Raw genomic sequence first — 16,470 nt, 5'->3', positions numbered from 1 at the left:
CCCTCGGTGGCCGACCACCCACCCGACCAAACACCCGCAGGCCCGCCCGGGAGGTTTCGAGACGGGTGCTGCGCAACCTCCTCAACCACCCGAGACTTTCCGGCTGGTTGAGGAAGGCGCGCAGCGCCTGTCTCGAAACCCGCCGCCGGCGGGCAGGACCGCTCAGCCGCCGAGCCGGTGGAACGCCCGCGTCTGGAGCACCAGCTCGCCGGCCTCGTCGGAGGCGTCGAGGTCGACGACGGCGTCGACGACCCAGTCGTGGTTGCCCTCGGGGTCGTGCAGCGTCTGCCGCACGAACCACGCCCGGCCCTCCAGGCCGGACTCGTCGGGCGTGGCCGGCCGGGTCTCCAGCAGGTCGGGCCCGCGGGCGTCGCCGTCGGTGAGCAGCGTGTCGTGCTCGGCGAAGTAGTCCTCGATGCCGGCGTCCCACACCGACCGGGTCACCACGACCTCCAGCGGCGGGTCGGCCCGCTGGGCGTCGGCGCGCTCCATCGCCATCAGCCCGTCCAGGTCGTCGCGGGCGACCAGCTCGACCCGGCGCCACATGGCGTTGCGGATCATCACCCGGAACGCCCGGTCCTGCTTGGAGATCGGCCGCGGGGGCGGCGGGGGCGCGTGCTCAGCGACGTCACGCCGCACGTGGTCGGGATCGCTGAGCGCCTCCCACTCGTCGAGCAGCGAGGAGTCGGTCTGCCGCACGGTCTCGCCCAGCCACTCGACGAGGTCCTCGAGCTCGGGCGTGCGGTGGCTCTCGGGCACGGTCTGGCGCAGCGTGCGGTAGGCGTCGGTGAGGTAGCGCAGCACCAGTCCCTCGGAGCGGGCGAGCTGGTAGCGGGAGACGAAGTCGGTGAACGTCATCCCCTGCTCGTACATCTCGCGGACGATCGACTTCGGCGCCAACGACTCGCTCTGCTCGACCGGCGGCAGCCAGGGGTGCCCCTGGCGGTAGAGCTCGTAGGTCGCCTCGAGCAGCTCGCGCAGCGGCTGGGGCCAGGTGATCTGGTCGAGCAGGGCCATCCGCTCGTCGTACTCCAGGCCGTCGGCCTTCATCTCCGCGACCGCCTCGCCGCGCGCGGCGTGCTGCTGGGCGAAGAGGATCTGTCGCGGCGCCTCCAGGACCGCCTCGACGACCGAGACGATCTCGAGGGTGTGCTCCTCCGCCTCGGGGTCGAGGACGTCCAGGGCGGCCAGCGCGAAGTGCGCGAGCGGCTGGTTCAGGGCGAAGTCCGGCGGCAGGTCGACGGTCAGCACGTAGCGGCGGCCGTGCTCGTCGGGCTCGTCGAGCCGGGTGAGCACGTCGGAGCGCACCAGGCTGCGTGCCAGGCGCAGGGCACGGCGGCTGAGCCGCAGCTGGCTGCGCCGCTCCTCGTGGTTGTCCTGCATCAGCCGGCGCATGACGCCGAAGGCGTCCTCCTCGCGGGCCAGGACGTTGAGCAGCATCGCGTTGTCGACCTTCATCCGGCTGCTCAGCGGCTCCGGCACGCCGGCGACGAGCTTCTCGAAGGTCTGCTCGGTCCACACGACCGCACCCTCGGGTGCCTTCTTCAGCTGGGCCTTGGACTTGCGCTTGGCGCGCTTCTCCTCGCTCATCGCGGCGTTCTTGGCCTCGGCCTTCGCCTTGGCCTTCTCGTTCTCGATGACGTGCTCGGGCGCCTGGACGACGACGTACCCGACGGTGTCGTAGCCCGCGCGGCCCGCGCGCCCGGCGATCTGGAGGAACTCCCGCGAGCGCAGCACCCGCTGCCGCGTGCCGTCGTACTTCGCCAGGCCGGTGAAGAGCACCGTGCGGATCGGCACGTTGATGCCGACGCCCAGGGTGTCGGTGCCGCAGATGACGGTCAGCAGGCCGGCCTGGGCGAGCTGCTCGACCAGCCGGCGGTAGCGCGGCAGCATGCCGGCGTGGTGGACGCCGATCCCCCGCTTGAGCAGCTTGGCGAGGGTCTTGCCGAAGCCCGCGCCGAACCGGAAGCCGGCGAGCCGCTCGGCCAGCGCGTCCTTGTCGGCGCTCTCGATCTTCTTCGCGGAGAGCAGCGACGTGGCGTGCTCGACCGCGGCGGCCTGGGTGAAGTGCACGACGTACGCCGGCGCCTGCCCGGTCGTGACCAGCTCCTCGAGCATGTCCCCCATCGGGGTCAGCGACCAGCTGAAGTGCAGCGGCACGGGCCGCTCGGCCTGGTCGACCAGCGCCGTCGGGCGGCCGTTGCGGCGGGTGAGGTCCTTGGCGAGCGCGCTGACGTCGCCCAGCGTCGCCGACATGAGGACGAACTGCGCCTGCGGCAGCTCCAGCAGCGGCACCTGCCAGGCCCAGCCGCGCTGCGGGTCGCCGTAGTAGTGGAACTCGTCCATGACAACGAGCCCGACGTCGGCGCGCGAGCCCTCGCGTAGCGCGATGTTGGCGAGCACCTCGGCGGTGCAGCAGATGATCGGCGCGTCCGGGTTGACCGCCGCGTCGCCGGTGAGCATGCCGACGTCGTCGGCGCCGAAGACCTCGCACAGCGCGAAGAACTTCTCGCTGACCAGCGCCTTGATCGGGGCGGTGTAGAAGCTGACCCGGTCGGTGGCCAGGGCGGCGGCGTGCGCGGCGGTGGCGACGAGCGACTTGCCGGACCCGGTCGGCGTGGCCAGCACGACGTTGCTGCCGCCGAGCAGCTCGATGACCGCCTCCTCCTGGTGGGGGTACATCTCGAGCCCCTGGGACTCGACCCAGCCGGTGAGGGCGTCGTACACCTCGTCGGGGTCGTCGGTCGTCGGTACGGCGAAGCGGGCCATCAGTCGCGGGCCCGGGGATGGGCGGTCGCGAAGACCTCACGCAGGTTGTCCACGGTGACCAGTGTGTAGACCTGGGTGGTGGTGACCGACGCGTGCCCCAGCAGCTCCTGCACGACGCGCACGTCGGCGCCGCCGTCGAGCAGGTGCGTGGCGAAGGAGTGGCGCAGCGTGTGGGGGCTGACGTCCGCGGTCACGCCGGCCCGTTCGGCGGCCTTGACCAGCACGGCCCAGGCCGACTGGCGCGAGAGCCGGCCGCCGCGGGCGTTGAGGAAGAGCGCGCCGCCGTTGCCGGCCGCGGTGGCGGCCGAGGCCGTCGTCGCGAGCTCCGGGCGGCCGCGCACGAGGTAGGCGTCGACCGCCTCGCGGGCGTAGGAGCCGACCGGCACCAGCCGCTCCTTGCTGCCCTTGCCGCGCAGCAGCACGGTGCCGTCCACGGGGTCGAGGTCGTCGACGTCGAGGCCGACGGCCTCGGAGATCCGGGCGCCGGTGCCGTAGAGCACCTCGAGCAGCGCCCGGTCGCGCAGCGCCAGCGCCGTGCCCGGGGCCCCGGCCGCCTCCAGGATCGCCTCGACGTCGGCGAGCGGCAGCGCCTTGGGCAGCCGCTTGGCCGGCGTCGGCGGCTTGACCCCGCTGGCGGGGTCGACCTGCGCCAGCCCGTCGGCGACCGCGAACTTGTGGAAGCCGCGCACCGCGACGACGGTGCGCGCGGCCGAGGTCGAGCTCAGCGGGGGGTGGTCGGCATCGCCCTCGCGCAGCCGCGCCAGGAACCCCGACACCGTCGCCTCCGTCACCTCCGCCAGGTCAGTGACGCCGAGGCCGTCGAGGTGCTCGAGGTAGCGGCGCAGGTCGCGGCGGTACGACGAGAGCGTGTTGGCCGCCAGGCCGCGCTCCACCGAGAGGTGGTCGAGGTAGGTCCGGACCGCCCGCGCGACCGGGCCCACCTGGCGCTGCTCCTGCTGCTGGGTGCTCAGGCCAGCACCTCGTCGGGGGTGACGGCGTCGATGCCGACGGCCTCGCCGACCGGCTTGTTCGTCAGCCGCCCGGCATGGGTGTTGAGGCCCAGCGCCAGCGACCGGTCCTCGCGGCACGCCTGCTCCCAGCCCTTGCCGGCCAGCGCGACGACGTACGGCAGGGTCGCGTTGGTCAGCGCGTAGGTCGAGGTGTTGGGCACCGCGCCGGGCATGTTTGCCACGCAGTAGAACGTCGAGCCGTGCACCTGGTACGTCGGGTCCGAGTGTGTCGTGGGCCGAGTGTCCTCGAAGCAACCGCCCTGGTCGACCGCGATGTCCACGAGCACCGAGCCGGGCTTCATCGCCGCGACCAGGTCGTTGCTGACGAGCTTGGGTGCGGCGGCGCCGGGGATGAGCACCGCGCCGATGACCAGGTCGGCCTCGGTCACCTGCTGCTCGATCGCGAGCTTGGAGGACGCCAGGCCGTGCACACGGTTGTTGTAGCGCCAGAACGACATCCGCAGCTTGTCGAGGTCGGTGTCGAGCAGCGTGACGTCGGCCCCCATGCCGAGGGCGATGTTGGCGGCGTTCTGGCCTGCGACGCCGGCGCCGATCACGACCACCTTGGCGTTGGCCACACCACCGACGCCGCCGAGCAGCACGCCGCGGCCGCCCTCGGCCTTGAGCAGCGAGTACGCCCCGACCTGGGGTGCCAGGCAGCCCGCCACCTCCGACATCGGGTAGAGCAGCGGCAGCCCGCCCGAGGGCAGCTGCACGGTCTCGTAGGCGATCGCGGTCACCCCGCGCGCCACGAGCTCCTCGGTGAGCGGCTTGTCCGCGGCGAGGTGGAGGTAGGTGAAGAGGGTCAGACCCTCGCGGAGGCGGTGGTACTCCTCCGCGACCGGCTCCTTCACCTTGAGCACCATGTCCGCGGCGGCCCAGGTGTCGTCGGCGTCGGTCACGATGCTGGCGCCCGCGGCCGCGTACTCCTCGTCGGGGATCGACGACCCGACACCCGCACCGGTCTCGACGAGCACCTCGTGCCCGTGCGCGACCAGCTCGTGGACGCCGACGGGGGTGATGGCCACGCGGTACTCGTGGTCCTTGACCTCTCTGGGGACACCGACCTTCACGGGCGCTTCCTGTCTGCCGCGGGTACGCCGCCACCTCGTCGTGACGACGTCGCGACACTACCGCCGCGAGGTGTCACGTGGGTGGCGTCGCGCCGTTCCCCACCAGCCCCCTCGCCTCCGCGAGCAGGACCGCCTGGACCAACGGCCCGTCCGCCACCCGCCCCTCCACGACCGCCGCCCGCAGCTCGGCGAACGGCGCCCAGAAGGTCACCATGTCCGCCTCCTCGTGCTGCAGCACGAAGTCGCCCCGGTCGGTGCTGGTCAGGCCGCGGGCCAGGAACAGGTGCATCACCTCCGCCGAGATCCCCGGCGAGGACCAGGTCGTCCCCAGGTGGGTCCACTCCTGCGCCTCGAGCAGCGCCTCCTCGCGCAGCTCGCGCCGCGCGACGTCCAGCGGGTCCTCCTCGGCCGGCCCGTCCAGCAGACCGGCCGGCAGCTCGACGAACCGCCGTCCCGCCGCGTGGCGGTACTGCTCCAGGCACAGCACCCGGTCCCCGTCGTCGACCGCCAGCACCACCACCGCACCAGGGTGCTCCAGCACGATCCGGCGGAACGGCTCCTCGCCCTCCGCCCCCTCCCGCCGCACCCGGTCGGCCCGCAGCGAGACCACCCAGTCCCCCTCGTAGAGGTAGCTGCTCTCCTCCACCGGCCACCGCTCGGCCCGGTCCTCCAGGTTCACCATGCCCGCGACGCTACCCACCAGCCCACCGCTGCCGCGCCGGAGGACGACTCGCAGGACGGGTACGCCGCGCGGGTCGGGGCCGGAGGCGGACGACGGGCGGGCAGGCCCAATCGTGGTTGGGTCTGGCGGGCCGGAGCGAGGCACGAGCGCAGGCCTGGCAGACCGGGCCTGCCCGTCCGGCGGGAGCCGCAGGCCCCGACCCCCACCCCGGGCGGCACCGCGCACCCACCAGCCGGGGTGGGCTCAGGCGTCGGCCGGCGCCTCGGCGGGGGCGTCGACGTCGATGGGGAACCGCAGCTCGCGCTGCCGCTCGATCGCCGCGCCGACCAGGCCCGCGAAGAGCGGGTGCGGCCGGGTGGGGCGCGAGCGGAGCTCGGGGTGCGCCTGGGTCGAGACGTAGTAGGGGTGCACGTCGCGAGGCAGCTCGACGAACTCCACCAGGTCGTGCTCGGGGTTGGTGCCCGAGAAGACCAGGCCGGCGTCGGCAAGCTGGTCGCGGTAGGCGTTGTTGACCTCGTAGCGGTGACGGTGCCGCTCCTCGATCTCCGCGGCGCCGTACACCTCCCGCACGATCGACCCCTCGGCCAGCGCCGCGGGGTACAGCCCGAGCCGCATCGTGCCGCCCAGGTCGCCCTCGCCCTCGACGTACTCCTTCTGCTCGGCCATCGTCGCGATGACCGGCTCGGCGGTGCCGGGGTCGAACTCGGTGGAGTCGGCGTGCGTCAGGCCGGCGACGTTGCGGGCGTACTCGATGACCATGCACTGCAGGCCCAGGCAGAGCCCGAGCGTCGGGATGCGGTGCGTGCGTGCGTAGGTGAGGGCTCCGAGCTTGCCCTCGAGGCCGCGGATGCCGAAGCCGCCCGGGACGCAGATCGCGTCCACGTCGCTGAGGTGCCGCTGCTGCCCGGCCGCGGTCTGGCACTCGTCGGAGGGCACCCAGCGCAGGTGCACCTTGGCCTCGTGCGCGAAGCCGCCGGCCCGCAGCGCCTCGCCGACGGAGAGGTAGGCGTCGGGGAGGTCGACGTACTTGCCGACGAGCGCGACGGTGACCTCCTCGCGCGGGTGGTGCACGCGGCGCAGCAGGTCGTCCCAGGCGGTCCAGTCGACGTCGCGGAACGGCAGGTCGAGGCGGCGCACGAGGTAGGCGTCGAGGCCCTCGCGGTGCAGCACCTTGGGGATGTCGTAGATCGACGGGGCGTCGGCGCAGGTGATGACCGCCTCCTCGTCGACGTCGCACATCAGGGCGATCTTGCGCTTGATGCTCTCGGGCAGCTCGCGGTCGGCGCGGCACACGACGGCGTCGGGCTGGATGCCGACCTGGCGCAGCGCGGCGACCGAGTGCTGGGTCGGCTTGGTCTTCAGCTCGCCCGAGGGGCCGATGTAGGGCACGAGCGAGACGTGGATGAAGAAGCAGTTGTCGCGACCGACGTCGTGGCGCACCTGCCGCGCGGCCTCGAGGAACGGCAGCGACTCGATGTCGCCGACGGTGCCGCCGACCTCGGTGATGACCACGTCGACGGCGTCGTCGCCCTCGCCGGCCATCGCCCGCACGCGGTCCTTGATCTCGTTGGTGATGTGCGGGATCACCTGGACGGTGTCGCCGAGGTAGTCGCCGCGGCGCTCCTTGGCGATCACGCTGGAGTAGACCTGGCCGGTGGTGACGTTCGCGATCTGGTTCAGGTCGGTGTCGAGGAACCGCTCGTAGTGACCGATGTCGAGGTCGGTCTCGGCCCCGTCGTTGGTCACGAAGACCTCGCCGTGCTGGAACGGGTTCATCGTCCCGGGGTCGACGTTGAGGTACGGGTCGAGCTTCTGCATCGTCACGCGCAGTCCGCGCGAGCGGAGCAGCCGACCGAGGCTGGAGGCCGTCAGACCCTTGCCCAGCGAGGAGGCGACGCCTCCGGTCACGAACACGTGCTTGGTGGGCGTCGGGTTCTTCACGGGACTCCATGCTATCCCAGGAACGGCGAGATCAGCCCAACGGCACGGCGCCGTCTGCTCCGTTCGCGCCGAACTCCCCGCCCTCGCCCGCGAGACGACGCAGGACGGCGAGCACGGTGGTCACCTGGCCGAGCGCGGTCTCGGCGCCGTCGACGGTCGTGACCACGTCCGCCAGTGGCTCGCGTCGCAGCGCCGCGAGGAGCCCGCCGTTGCGGCCCGCGTCGGTCGGGGCGGCCACCACGACGCCGCGCGAGGTCTCCGCCGCACCGCTGAGCAGCCCGTCGAGGACCGCCAGCGTGGCGGGCGTCGGCCCGTCGTCGCCGAGCACCACGAGCACCGCTGGCGCCCTCGGCGTGTCGACGTCGGGCGAGACCACCAGCTCGGCGCCGGCCAGGCTCTGCCGCACGGTGCGGGCGTCCTCCGTCGGGTCGCCGGCCTGCTCGCCGGTCGTCGCCAGCGCGACGCCGAGCAGCTGGCCCATCCGGGCGTACGTCGCCGCGTCGGCGTCCACCACGCCGGCGCCGAGCTCGGCCGCCAGCTGGCTGCCGAGCGTGTCGACCAGCGCCTTCTCCGAGGCCGCCAGCAGCGCGGGGCGCACGTCGTACCGCCCGGTCACCGAGCCGCCCGCGAGCTCCACCTGCTCCGTCAGCCCCGCGACGATGCTGTCGTCGGCGCCGGGCATCGCCAGCACGGCCACGGGCCGGTCGGCCAGCCGGCCGTCGTACAGCTGCTCGGCCGTGGCGGCGGCGAACGTGTCGCCGTAACCCGCCGCCAGCCGCGCCTGCTGGGTCACGGCGCGGGCGGGCGTCGGCTGCCCGTCGTCGCGGCCGAGCTCGCTCAACGGCCCACCGCCGAGGACGACGCCGACGGCCAGGGCCAGGAACACCGCGACGAGGGAGACGACGTGGTGGCGGTAGGTGATCACGGGAGAAGTCCTTGCAGGGTGTCGGAGAGCTGGTCGGCCCACTCCTGGCCGACCGGGGTCACGCCGACGGCCGCCGCGAGCGCGACGAACCCGGCGACCATGACCAGGAGCAGGTGGTGCGGGCGCACGCGCCCGGAGTACAGGTAGGGCACCGCCGCCGCGTCGACGAGCCGCGCGCCCAGCTTGAGCCGCGTCAGGTAGGTGCTGGCGAGGCCGGAGCGCTCGCGGTCGAGGAACTCCTCGAGGCTGGCGCGCATCCCCACGCCGATGACGACCGCGGCGTCGCCGGCACCGGCCAGCAGCAGCGCGGCGTCCTCGGCGGTCGCGTCGGTCTCGATGCGCAGCGGCCTGATCCCGAGCCGGTCGAGCGACTCGACGAGCTCGCCGCCGCTCGTCCCACGTCCGGTGCGCACGACGACGTCGCGAGCCGCCTTCAGCGCGGCGGCGGACGGTACGCCCTCGGGCTCGTCGGCGTCGACGACGACCACGTCCGGGCGCCGGCCGATGTCGCGGACCGCCTCCGCGCTCCGGCCCACGGCCACCACCACCGGCTCCTGCTCACGCAGGTAGGGGCGCAGCCGCACGAGCTCGGCCTCCACGTCGGGGCCGTCGGCGACCACGACGACGGTCCGGCCGGCGATCCGCGTGCCGGGCACCGGCACCCCGATCCCGTGGAGCAGCAGGTCCTGCTCGCGCTGGAGGAAGGCGGTGCTGTTGTGGGTGAAGGACTCCAGCTGGGTCGCGAGGCCCTGCCGCGCGCCGACCAGCTCCGCCTCGACGGTCTCCCGGTCGAGCGCGCGACCGCTGGCGAGCACCCGCCCGCCCCCGGCCCCGTCGTCCTCGAGGACGTTGCCGGCGTGCAGCCGCACCCGGCGGCCGTCGGTCAGCGCGGCCAGCGCGGTGGTCCCGACGCCGTCGACCATCGGCACCCCGGCGCGCAGCAGCACCTCCGGACCGAGGTTCGGGTAGCGGCCGGACACCATCGGCGCGACGTTGACGACCGCCGCGACCTGGGCGTCGACGAGCCGCTGGGCCGTCGCCCGGTCGAGCGCCGAGTGCTCGAGGACCGCGATGTCGCCGGGCCGGAGGCGCGGGAGCAGCACCCGAGGACGTCGCTCCACGCGTGCCGTGCCGGCCACCCCGGGCAGGACGGAGGTCTGCTGTCGGGTGGGGAGTCTCATGACCGATCCATGGTCACAAACCCCGCGGGCCCTCCCCCGCATCACCCGCGGCCGGGCGCGTCGGCGTGGGCGACGTCACCCGCGCCGACCGGACCGTGCACCGGGCTCACTCCGCGGCCATCCCTCCCGCTCCGCGGCCGATGCATCGGCAGGGAAGCGTGTGCATCCCAAGTTAACTTGGGATGCTCCCGACCCCTCCAGCCCCACGAGTCACACCAGTCACACAGTCACACAGGCGCCCAGTGCCTCGGCTGGCGAACAGGCCGCGGGTCAGGCGAGGGCGCGGGCGGTGGAGGCCACCTCGAGAAGCTCCCGGGCGTGCGCCAGGGCGGTGTCGCTCTCGGTCATGCCGGCGAGCATCCGCGAGAGCTCCCGCTCCCGGGCGGCGTCGTCGAGGACCGTCAGCCCGGAGCTGGTGATCGTGCCGTCGTTGGACTTCTCCACCACGACGTGGCGGTCGGCGAACGCCGCGACCTGCGGCAGGTGGGTGACGACCAGCACCTGGGCGGACCGGGCCAGCCGCGCGAGCCGCCGGCCGATCTCGACCGCCGCCGTGCCGCCCACCCCGGCGTCGACCTCGTCGAAGACGAAGGTCGGCACCGGGCTCGTGCCGGCGAGCGCCACCTCGAGGGCGAGCATCACCCGGGAGAGCTCACCGCCGGAGGCACCCTTGTGAAGCGGACGCGGGTCCGAACCGGTGTTCGCCGCGAGCAGCAGCTCGACCTCGTCGACGCCCGAGGAGCCGTAGCGCAGGTGCCGGCCGCCGACCAGCAGCGGGGCGTGGGCTCCGGACGGGCCACCGGGCGCGTCGTCCGGGTCCAGCTCGGTCTGCCGCACCTCCACGGCGATCCGCGCGTGCGGCATCGCCAGCAGGCCGAGCTCCGCGGTGACCTCGTCGGCGAGCCGGCCCGCCGCCTCGGTCCGCGCGGCGCTGAGCGCACCCGCCAGGTCGGCCAGCTCGGCGCGCAGCGCCTCGCGCTCCGAGCGGAGCTCCTCGATCCGCTCGTCGGTGCCGTCGAGCTCGAGCAGCCGCCGCGAGGACGTCTCCGCCCAGGCGAGCACCTCGTCGATGGTCTCGCCGTACTTCCGCGTCAGCGCGGTCAGCGACGCCCGGCGCTCGGAGACCGCGGCCAGCCGGGCGGGGTCGGTCTCGATCCGGGTCGCGTACGACGCCACGTCGGCCGCGACGTCGGAGAGCAGGTAGGTCACCTCGGCGAGCCGGTCGGCGAGCTCGGCGGCCTCCGTGTCGTGCTCGCGCACGCCGTCGAGCGCGGACCGCGCGGCCGAGACCGTGGCCAGGGCGTCGGGCGACCCGTGCTCGCTGGACAACGCCTCCCGTGCCACCTCGGCAGCGGTCCGCAGCGTGTCGGAGAAGCCCAGCCGGGTCTCCTCGGCAGCCAGTGTGGCGTCCTCCCCCGGCTCGGGCGAGACCTGCTCGACCTCGTCGAGCCCGAACCGCAGCAGGTCGGCCTCCCGGGCACGGTCCCGCGCCGAGGCGACGACCTCGCCGAGCTCGCGCTCGGTGGCCTCGAGCCGGGCGTGCACCTCGCGGTACCTGGTCCGCAGACCGGTCACCGCCTCGCCGCCGAACCGGTCCAGCGCCTCGCGCTGCCGGCGCGGCTGCAGCAGCCGGTGCTGGTCGGACTGCCCGTGGACGGCGACCAGCGGCTCGGCGAGCTCCGCGAGGGTCGAGACCGGCACGGTGGCACCGCCGACGTAGGCGCGGGAGCGGCCCTCCGCCGAGACGTTGCGCGCCAGGACCACGCGGTCGTCCTCGACCGCTCCCCCGGCCTCCTCGGCCGCAGCCGCGAAGTCCGGGAGCGTGCGCGCGTCCACCACGCCCTCGACGCGCGCCGCACGTGCACCCGACCGCACGGCACCGCTGTCCGCACGACCGCCGAGCAGCAGCCCGAGGGCGGTCACGATCATCGTCTTGCCGGCGCCGGTCTCGCCGGTGATGACCGTCAGCCCCGGCCCCAGCTCGAGGGTCGAGGAGTCGATGACGCCGAGCGAGCCGATCCGGATCTCCTCGAGCACCTCACGCCTCCCGTCGTCGTCGCTCTGCCTGGCCCCGCCAGCCCTCGACCGGGAGGCCGAACTTGGCCACCAGCCGGTCGGTGAACGGGGAGTCGTGCAGCCGCACCAGCCGCACCGGGTGCTCACCGCGACGCACCTCGATCCGCGCGCCCGGCGGCAGGTCGACCGTGCGCCGACCGTCGCACCACAGCACGCCGGCCCCCTCGGTCCGGGCCAGCACCTCGACGGCGAGCACCGAGGTCGGGGCCACCACCAGCGGGCGGGCGAAGAGCGCGTGCGCGCTGATCGGGACCATGAGCAGCGCCTCGACGCCCGGCCACACGACCGGGCCGCCGGCGCTGAAGTTGTACGCCGTGGAGCCGGTGGGCGTCGCGCACACCACGCCGTCGCAGCCCCACCGCGACAGCGGGCGGCCGTCGACCTCGACGACCACCTCGAGCATCCGCTCGCGGGCGGCCTTCTCCACGCTGGCGTCGTTGACCGCGAAGGTCCGGGTCACCAGCTCGCCGTCGCGCAGCACCCGCACGTCGAGGGTCAGCCGGTCCTCGGCGACGTAGCGCCGCCCGACGACGGCGTCGATCGTCGACTGGACGTCGTCGACCTCCGCCTCGGCGAGGAACCCGACGTGGCCGAGGTTGACCCCCAGCACCGGCGTCCGGCTGGTGTAGGTGATCTCCGCAGCGCGCAGGATCGTGCCGTCGCCGCCGATGACCACCGCGAGCTCGCAGTCGGCGGCCGCACCCTCCTCGGTGGGGACGACCTCGATGGACGGGGAGTACGCCGCCGGGTCCAGCTCCAGGTCGGCCGCCTCGGTCGCGAGCAGCCGCACCACGATCCCGCTCGCGCTCAGCGCCTTGCAGAAGGCGAGCGCGACCTCGCGGGCCTCGGCGCGCCCGGTGTGGGCGATCATGAGGACGCGCCGGGTCGGCGGTGCGGAGGTGGTCACGGATCCACCCTCTCACCGGGCACCGACGACGGCGGTCCGCCGCGCACGACCCTGTGGACCTCGTCGGCATCGATGGTGGCCGGGCCCTTGCGCAGCCACAGGAAGAACTCCACGTTGCCCGACGGCCCCGGCAGCGGGCTGACGGTGACGGCCCGCGCTCCCCAGCCGCGGCGGGCGGCCGCGTCGGCGACGGCCAGCACGGCCTCGGCCCGCAGCCCGACGTCACGCACCACCCCACCCTTGCCGACGCGGTCCTTGCCGACCTCGAACTGCGGCTTGACCATCGGCACCAGGTCACCGTCGTCGGACGTGACGGCGAGGAGCGCGTCCAGCACGAGCTCGAGGGAGATGAACGACAGGTCGCCCACGACGAGGTCGACGGGGCCGCCGATGAGCTCCTGGGAGACCTCGCGGATGTTGGTGCGGTCGTGCACGACCACCCGCTCGTCCTGCTGGAGCCGCCAGGCCAGCTGCCCGTAGCCGACGTCGACGGCCACCACCTGCGCCGCGCCCTGGCGGAGCAGGACGTCGGTGAAGCCGCCGGTCGACGCGCCGGCGTCCAGGCAGCGACGGCCCGCGACCGCGAGGCCGAGAGGCTCGAACGCCGCCAGCGCCCCGGCCAGCTTGTGCCCGCCCCGGGACACGTAGTCCGGACGGTCCGGGTCGGCGGCGACGACCAGCGCGACGTCGGTCGTGACGCCGGTCGCCGGCTTGGTCGCCCGCGCACCCTGCACGGTCACCCGCCCGGCCGCGATCAGCTCGCTGGCGTGCTCGCGGGACCGCGCGAGGCCGCGGCGGACCAGCTCGGCGTCCAGCCGGAGTCGACGAGGGGGCACGACGTCAGGCGGGGTCGGTCGTCGAGGAGGTGGAGGCGGGCGCCGACGGGGTTCCGGCCCGCGGGTCGCCGTCCAGGGCGCGCCGCAGCTCGCCGTGAGCGGTCTCGAAGACACCCACGTGCTCCTCGATCGGCCGCTCCTCGAGCTCCTCGACGGCGGCGAGGACCTCGTCGACCCGCGCGACGCCCGTGCGCACCGGTCCGCTGTCCGCCGCGCCGTCGGCGGGCTGGTCAGGCTCCTGGTCCATGCGGGTGAGGTTACCCGTCACCCTGCCCCGGGGGCCGCAGGCCGCCGGTGTCCGCGGCCTCGCCCGCGGCGTCCAGGTGCGCCCACCCGGCGACCGCGACGGCCCGCCACCAGTCGGCCACCTCGCCGGCTCCCTCGACGGCAAGCCGGCCCTCGACGACGCCGGCCCGCCAGCCGCCGACCTCGCACCGGCCGTCCCCGTCGGTGGCGTCGACCTCGGGGTGCGGCTGGAGCAGGCCGGCCAGGTCGGGGGCGAGGTACGTCGGGCGCTCCTCCGGCGCTGCGGCGACGAGCTCGGCCAGCCCCGTGACGCCGGTCAGCACCAGCAACGACGCGATCCCAGCGGCGCGGGCGCCGGCGATGTCGGTGTCGAGCCGGTCCCCGACCATCAGCGGCCGCTCGCCGCCGACGCGTCGGACGGTCTCGTCGAGCAGCGGACGCTCGGGCTTGCCCGCCACGACGGGATGCACCTCGGCGAACCGGCGCACGGTCTCGACCAGCACGCCGTGCCCCGGGGCCGTGCCGTAGGACGTGGGAATGCTCAGGTCGGTGTTCGAGGCGACCCACCACAGCCCGTCGCGCACCCGCACCGCCGCCTGCATGATCTCGCGCCACAGCACGTCCGGGCCGTAACCGGTCACCAGCGCCTCGGCGTCGTCCTCCACCCCGACCGGCGTCAGCCCGGCGGCGCGCACGGCCTCCTCGAGGCCGGCAGCCCCGAGCAGCACCACCGGCGCGCCCGGCTTCAACCGGTCGGCGAGCAGGCGGGCGGCGGCCTGGGCCGACGTGACGACGTCCTCGGCCGCGGCCGGCACCCCGATCCGCGTGAGGTGCTCGGCCACCGTGCTCGGGGGCCGCGAGGCGTTGTTGGTGATGAACGCCAGGCGCTGACCGGCGCCCCGCGCAGCCTCGAGGTGGGCGGGTGCACCGGGCACGGCGTCCCCACCCACGTAGACCACGCCGTCGAGGTCGAGCATGGCCAGGTCGTGCACCTGGCTGAGCGCGGTCGTGGATGGCTGCAGCACCGTCGCCTCCTTCTGGCGTCGTGGAGCGCGCAGCCTACGATGCGTCGATGGACCCGAGCGCCGTGGTGACCCCGCCGTACGTCGCCGGTCCCTTCGTGCTCGCGCCGTTCCGGGCGTTGATGATGGCTGCGCGCCGGATCGGCGACCCGGCCTCGGCACGCGCCTTCGCCCGCCCCTACAGCGGCGTCCCGGAGCGGCTCGACCAGTGGGAGGACCGTGGGCAGCTGAGCCGTGACGAGGGACCCGCGCTCTACCTGCACGAGTACACCGCCGGCGGGATCACGGTGCGCGGGCTCGTCGGCGTCCTGGACGTCTCCCGCCGGGCCACGACCCGGGCCGAACGGGCCATCTATCCCCACGAGGGCATCCACCCCACGCAGGCCGACGAGCTGGCTGACCGCATGGCCCAGATGGAGCTGAACCCGGCCCCGATCCTGCTGGTGCACCACGGCCGGCCCGAGACGCGGGAGCTGCTGCGCCAGGTCAGGTCCGGCAGCCCGCTGCGCGAGTTCACCGACCGGGCCGGCCAGCAGCATCGCGTCTGGGCCGTGCGCGACCCGGACCTGCAGGCGGTCCTCGCCGAGCAGCTGGCCGGGACCCGCGCGCTCATCGCCGACGGGCACCACCGCTACAGCGCCTACCTGCGCCTGGCCCGACGCGCGCCCGGCTCCGTGGGTGGCGGGCTCGCCATGCTCGTCGACCAGGACGACACCCCCTTGTTCCTCGGGGCCATCCACCGCCTCCTGGTGGGCAGCCGCGTCGAGGACGTCCGTGCGGCCGCCGAGCACGTGGGCCTGCGCTTCGAGCACCTCTCCCCCGGCGCCGCCGTCGACGCCCTGGCTCCCGGCACCCTCGTCGTCACCGACGGCAGCAGCTGGGCGACGCTCCAGGTCCCGGTGACCCCGGACCGGCTCGCCATCGAGGTCCTCCACGAGGACGTCGTCCCTGCGCTGCCGCGCGGCCCCCAGCGGATCGGCTACCACCACTCCGCCGAGGACGTCCTCGCCCACGCCGGCGCAAGCTCCGGGACAGCGGTCCTGGTCCCCGCACCGGCGGTCGACAGCGTGCTGCGGATCGTCGCCGACGACCGGCTGCTCCCCCAGAAGGCAACCTCGTTCCAGCCCAAGCCCAGCGTCGGCGTGCTCATCAGGCAGCTGCACGACGGATGACCCGGGCGGTACGGACCTCCACCTCGGTCCGCGACCCCGCGCCGCCGCCCGCGCGGAAGAACCGCCGACGCAGCGCGCCGGCCACCTCGACCTCGTCCCCGACGCCCCAGGTCGCGATGCTGCGGCGCGGGCGGGCAGCCCACACCGCGCACTCCAGGGCATCGACGGTCTGCTTCGACCTGCTGCGGTCCCCCGTACGGGTCACGGCGAGCCGGAACGTCCAGACGGCGTCACCACTGGGCAGCAGCTTCTCCTCCGGGGCCTGCGTCACCCGTCCGACCAGCCGGACCTCGTTCACGTGCTCCACCCGGCCGTCAGTGGCCGGGACCTTCTCCTTCGTGCGTGCAGACATGCACATCACCTCCGAGCACCACGCTCGGCGCCGGCACCGACGGCGCTGCGGCGCGACCGGTGGTCGTGTGGAAAGTGCTGTCCGAGTCGCACCTGTGGAGAACACGCGGCGGGCGGTACCGAGACGGCCTGCCGGCCCCACCGAGGAACAATTCCCTGGGAAATGCGAAGCGGGGCCATACCCGAAGGTATGGCCCCGCTTGCTAATGGTATGTCCGGCGGCGTCCTACTCTCCCACAACCTCGCGGTTGCAGTACCATCGGCGCTGAAAGGCTTAAC

At 74.1% G+C, this 16,470-nt stretch carries 14 protein-coding genes; 1 reads left to right on the top strand and 13 read right to left on the bottom strand.

All coding sequences use genetic code 11. From position 1 onward, the window contains the following. Positions 1 to 162: 162 nt before the first annotated feature. The 12 genes from QWY29_RS10910 to QWY29_RS10855 all read right to left on the bottom strand — a co-directional run bounded on the left by QWY29_RS10910 (position 163) and on the right by QWY29_RS10855 (position 14,671). Positions 163 to 2,769: a DEAD/DEAH box helicase gene (locus tag QWY29_RS10910; RefSeq protein ID WP_300960809.1), complete on the bottom strand. Its 2,607-nt coding sequence runs from the start codon at positions 2,767 to 2,769 to the stop codon at positions 163 to 165. Next, positions 2,769 to 3,710: a site-specific tyrosine recombinase XerD gene (xerD, locus tag QWY29_RS10905; protein WP_300960808.1), complete on the bottom strand. Its 942-nt coding sequence runs from the start codon at positions 3,708 to 3,710 to the stop codon at positions 2,769 to 2,771. Before xerD ends, QWY29_RS10910 begins: the two co-directional genes overlap by 1 nt. 26 nt (positions 3,711 to 3,736) lie before the next feature. After that, positions 3,737 to 4,852 carry an alanine dehydrogenase gene (gene ald, locus QWY29_RS10900; RefSeq protein WP_300960806.1) on the bottom strand — a complete coding sequence of 372 codons (1,116 nt, stop codon included), beginning with the start codon at positions 4,850 to 4,852 and terminating at the stop codon, positions 3,737 to 3,739. Positions 4,853 to 4,925: 73 nt separating this feature from the next. After that, entirely contained in the window at positions 4,926 to 5,534 is a 609-nt protein-coding gene (locus tag QWY29_RS10895) for an NUDIX domain-containing protein (RefSeq protein WP_300960804.1), read from the bottom strand. A gap of 243 nt (positions 5,535 to 5,777) precedes the next feature. Beyond that, positions 5,778 to 7,475 (bottom strand): CTP synthase, encoded by a 1,698-nt coding sequence (gene pyrG, locus QWY29_RS10890; RefSeq protein WP_300960802.1) that lies wholly within the window; start codon positions 7,473 to 7,475, stop codon positions 5,778 to 5,780. Positions 7,476 to 7,506: 31 nt separating this feature from the next. Continuing rightward, positions 7,507 to 8,400, bottom strand: a complete 894-nt coding sequence (locus tag QWY29_RS10885; protein WP_300960801.1) for a copper transporter — start codon at positions 8,398 to 8,400, stop codon at positions 7,507 to 7,509. Continuing rightward, positions 8,397 to 9,581: a putative cytokinetic ring protein SteA gene (steA, locus tag QWY29_RS10880; RefSeq protein ID WP_300960800.1), complete on the bottom strand. Its 1,185-nt coding sequence runs from the start codon at positions 9,579 to 9,581 to the stop codon at positions 8,397 to 8,399. The genes QWY29_RS10885 and steA overlap by 4 nt, the downstream gene beginning before the upstream one ends. Before the next feature lie 270 nt (positions 9,582 to 9,851). Next, a complete protein-coding gene (gene recN, locus QWY29_RS10875) occupies positions 9,852 to 11,618 on the bottom strand; it encodes a DNA repair protein RecN (protein WP_300960799.1) in 1,767 nt (588 codons plus the stop codon). A 1-nt stretch (position 11,619) separates the two neighbouring features. After that, a complete protein-coding gene (locus QWY29_RS10870; RefSeq protein ID WP_439117422.1) occupies positions 11,620 to 12,528 on the bottom strand; it encodes an NAD kinase in 909 nt (302 codons plus the stop codon). A gap of 32 nt (positions 12,529 to 12,560) precedes the next feature. After that, positions 12,561 to 13,400, bottom strand: coding sequence for a TlyA family RNA methyltransferase (locus tag QWY29_RS10865; RefSeq protein WP_300960797.1), 840 nt, complete (start codon positions 13,398 to 13,400; stop codon positions 12,561 to 12,563). A gap of 4 nt (positions 13,401 to 13,404) precedes the next feature. Then, positions 13,405 to 13,647, bottom strand: coding sequence for a hypothetical protein (locus QWY29_RS10860; RefSeq protein ID WP_300960796.1), 243 nt, complete (start codon positions 13,645 to 13,647; stop codon positions 13,405 to 13,407). 10 nt (positions 13,648 to 13,657) lie between these two features. Next, entirely contained in the window at positions 13,658 to 14,671 is a 1,014-nt protein-coding gene (locus tag QWY29_RS10855) for an HAD-IIA family hydrolase (protein WP_300960795.1), read from the bottom strand. Positions 14,672 to 14,718: 47 nt separating this feature from the next. Between QWY29_RS10855 and QWY29_RS10850 the strand changes: the two genes are divergently transcribed. Next, entirely contained in the window at positions 14,719 to 15,840 is a 1,122-nt protein-coding gene (locus QWY29_RS10850) for a DUF1015 family protein (protein ID WP_300960794.1), read from the top strand. Here QWY29_RS10850 and QWY29_RS10845 read toward each other — a convergent pair. After that, the gene (locus QWY29_RS10845) at positions 15,818 to 16,192 is read right to left on the bottom strand and encodes a single-stranded DNA-binding protein (protein WP_300960793.1); all 375 of its coding nucleotides are present in this window, start codon (positions 16,190 to 16,192) and stop codon (positions 15,818 to 15,820) included. The two genes, QWY29_RS10850 and QWY29_RS10845, sit on opposite strands and share 23 nt — an antisense overlap. Between the last annotated feature and the right edge of the window lie 278 nt (positions 16,193 to 16,470).

The sequence above is a fragment of the Nocardioides abyssi genome (assembly GCF_030412915.1).
In the GTDB taxonomy this organism is placed as follows: domain Bacteria; phylum Actinomycetota; class Actinomycetes; order Propionibacteriales; family Nocardioidaceae; genus Nocardioides; species Nocardioides abyssi.
This window is presented reverse-complemented; position numbering and strand designations above follow the sequence as displayed.

Excerpts from the sequence above, each read along its gene's own strand:
- QWY29_RS10910 (WP_300960809.1), bottom strand. The coding sequence starts at position 2,769 with ATGGCCCGCTTCGCCGTACCGACGACCGACGACCCCGACGAGGTGTAC.
- QWY29_RS10895 (WP_300960804.1), bottom strand. The coding sequence starts at position 5,534 with ATGGTGAACCTGGAGGACCGGGCCGAGCGGTGGCCGGTGGAGGAGAGC.
- steA (WP_300960800.1), bottom strand. The coding sequence starts at position 9,581 with ATGAGACTCCCCACCCGACAGCAGACCTCCGTCCTGCCCGGGGTGGCC.
- QWY29_RS10870 (WP_439117422.1), bottom strand. The coding sequence starts at position 12,528 with ATGATCGCCCACACCGGGCGCGCCGAGGCCCGCGAGGTCGCGCTCGCC.
- QWY29_RS10860 (WP_300960796.1), bottom strand. The coding sequence starts at position 13,647 with ATGGACCAGGAGCCTGACCAGCCCGCCGACGGCGCGGCGGACAGCGGA.
- QWY29_RS10850 (WP_300960794.1), top strand. The coding sequence starts at position 14,719 with ATGGACCCGAGCGCCGTGGTGACCCCGCCGTACGTCGCCGGTCCCTTC.
- QWY29_RS10845 (WP_300960793.1), bottom strand. The coding sequence starts at position 16,192 with ATGTCTGCACGCACGAAGGAGAAGGTCCCGGCCACTGACGGCCGGGTG.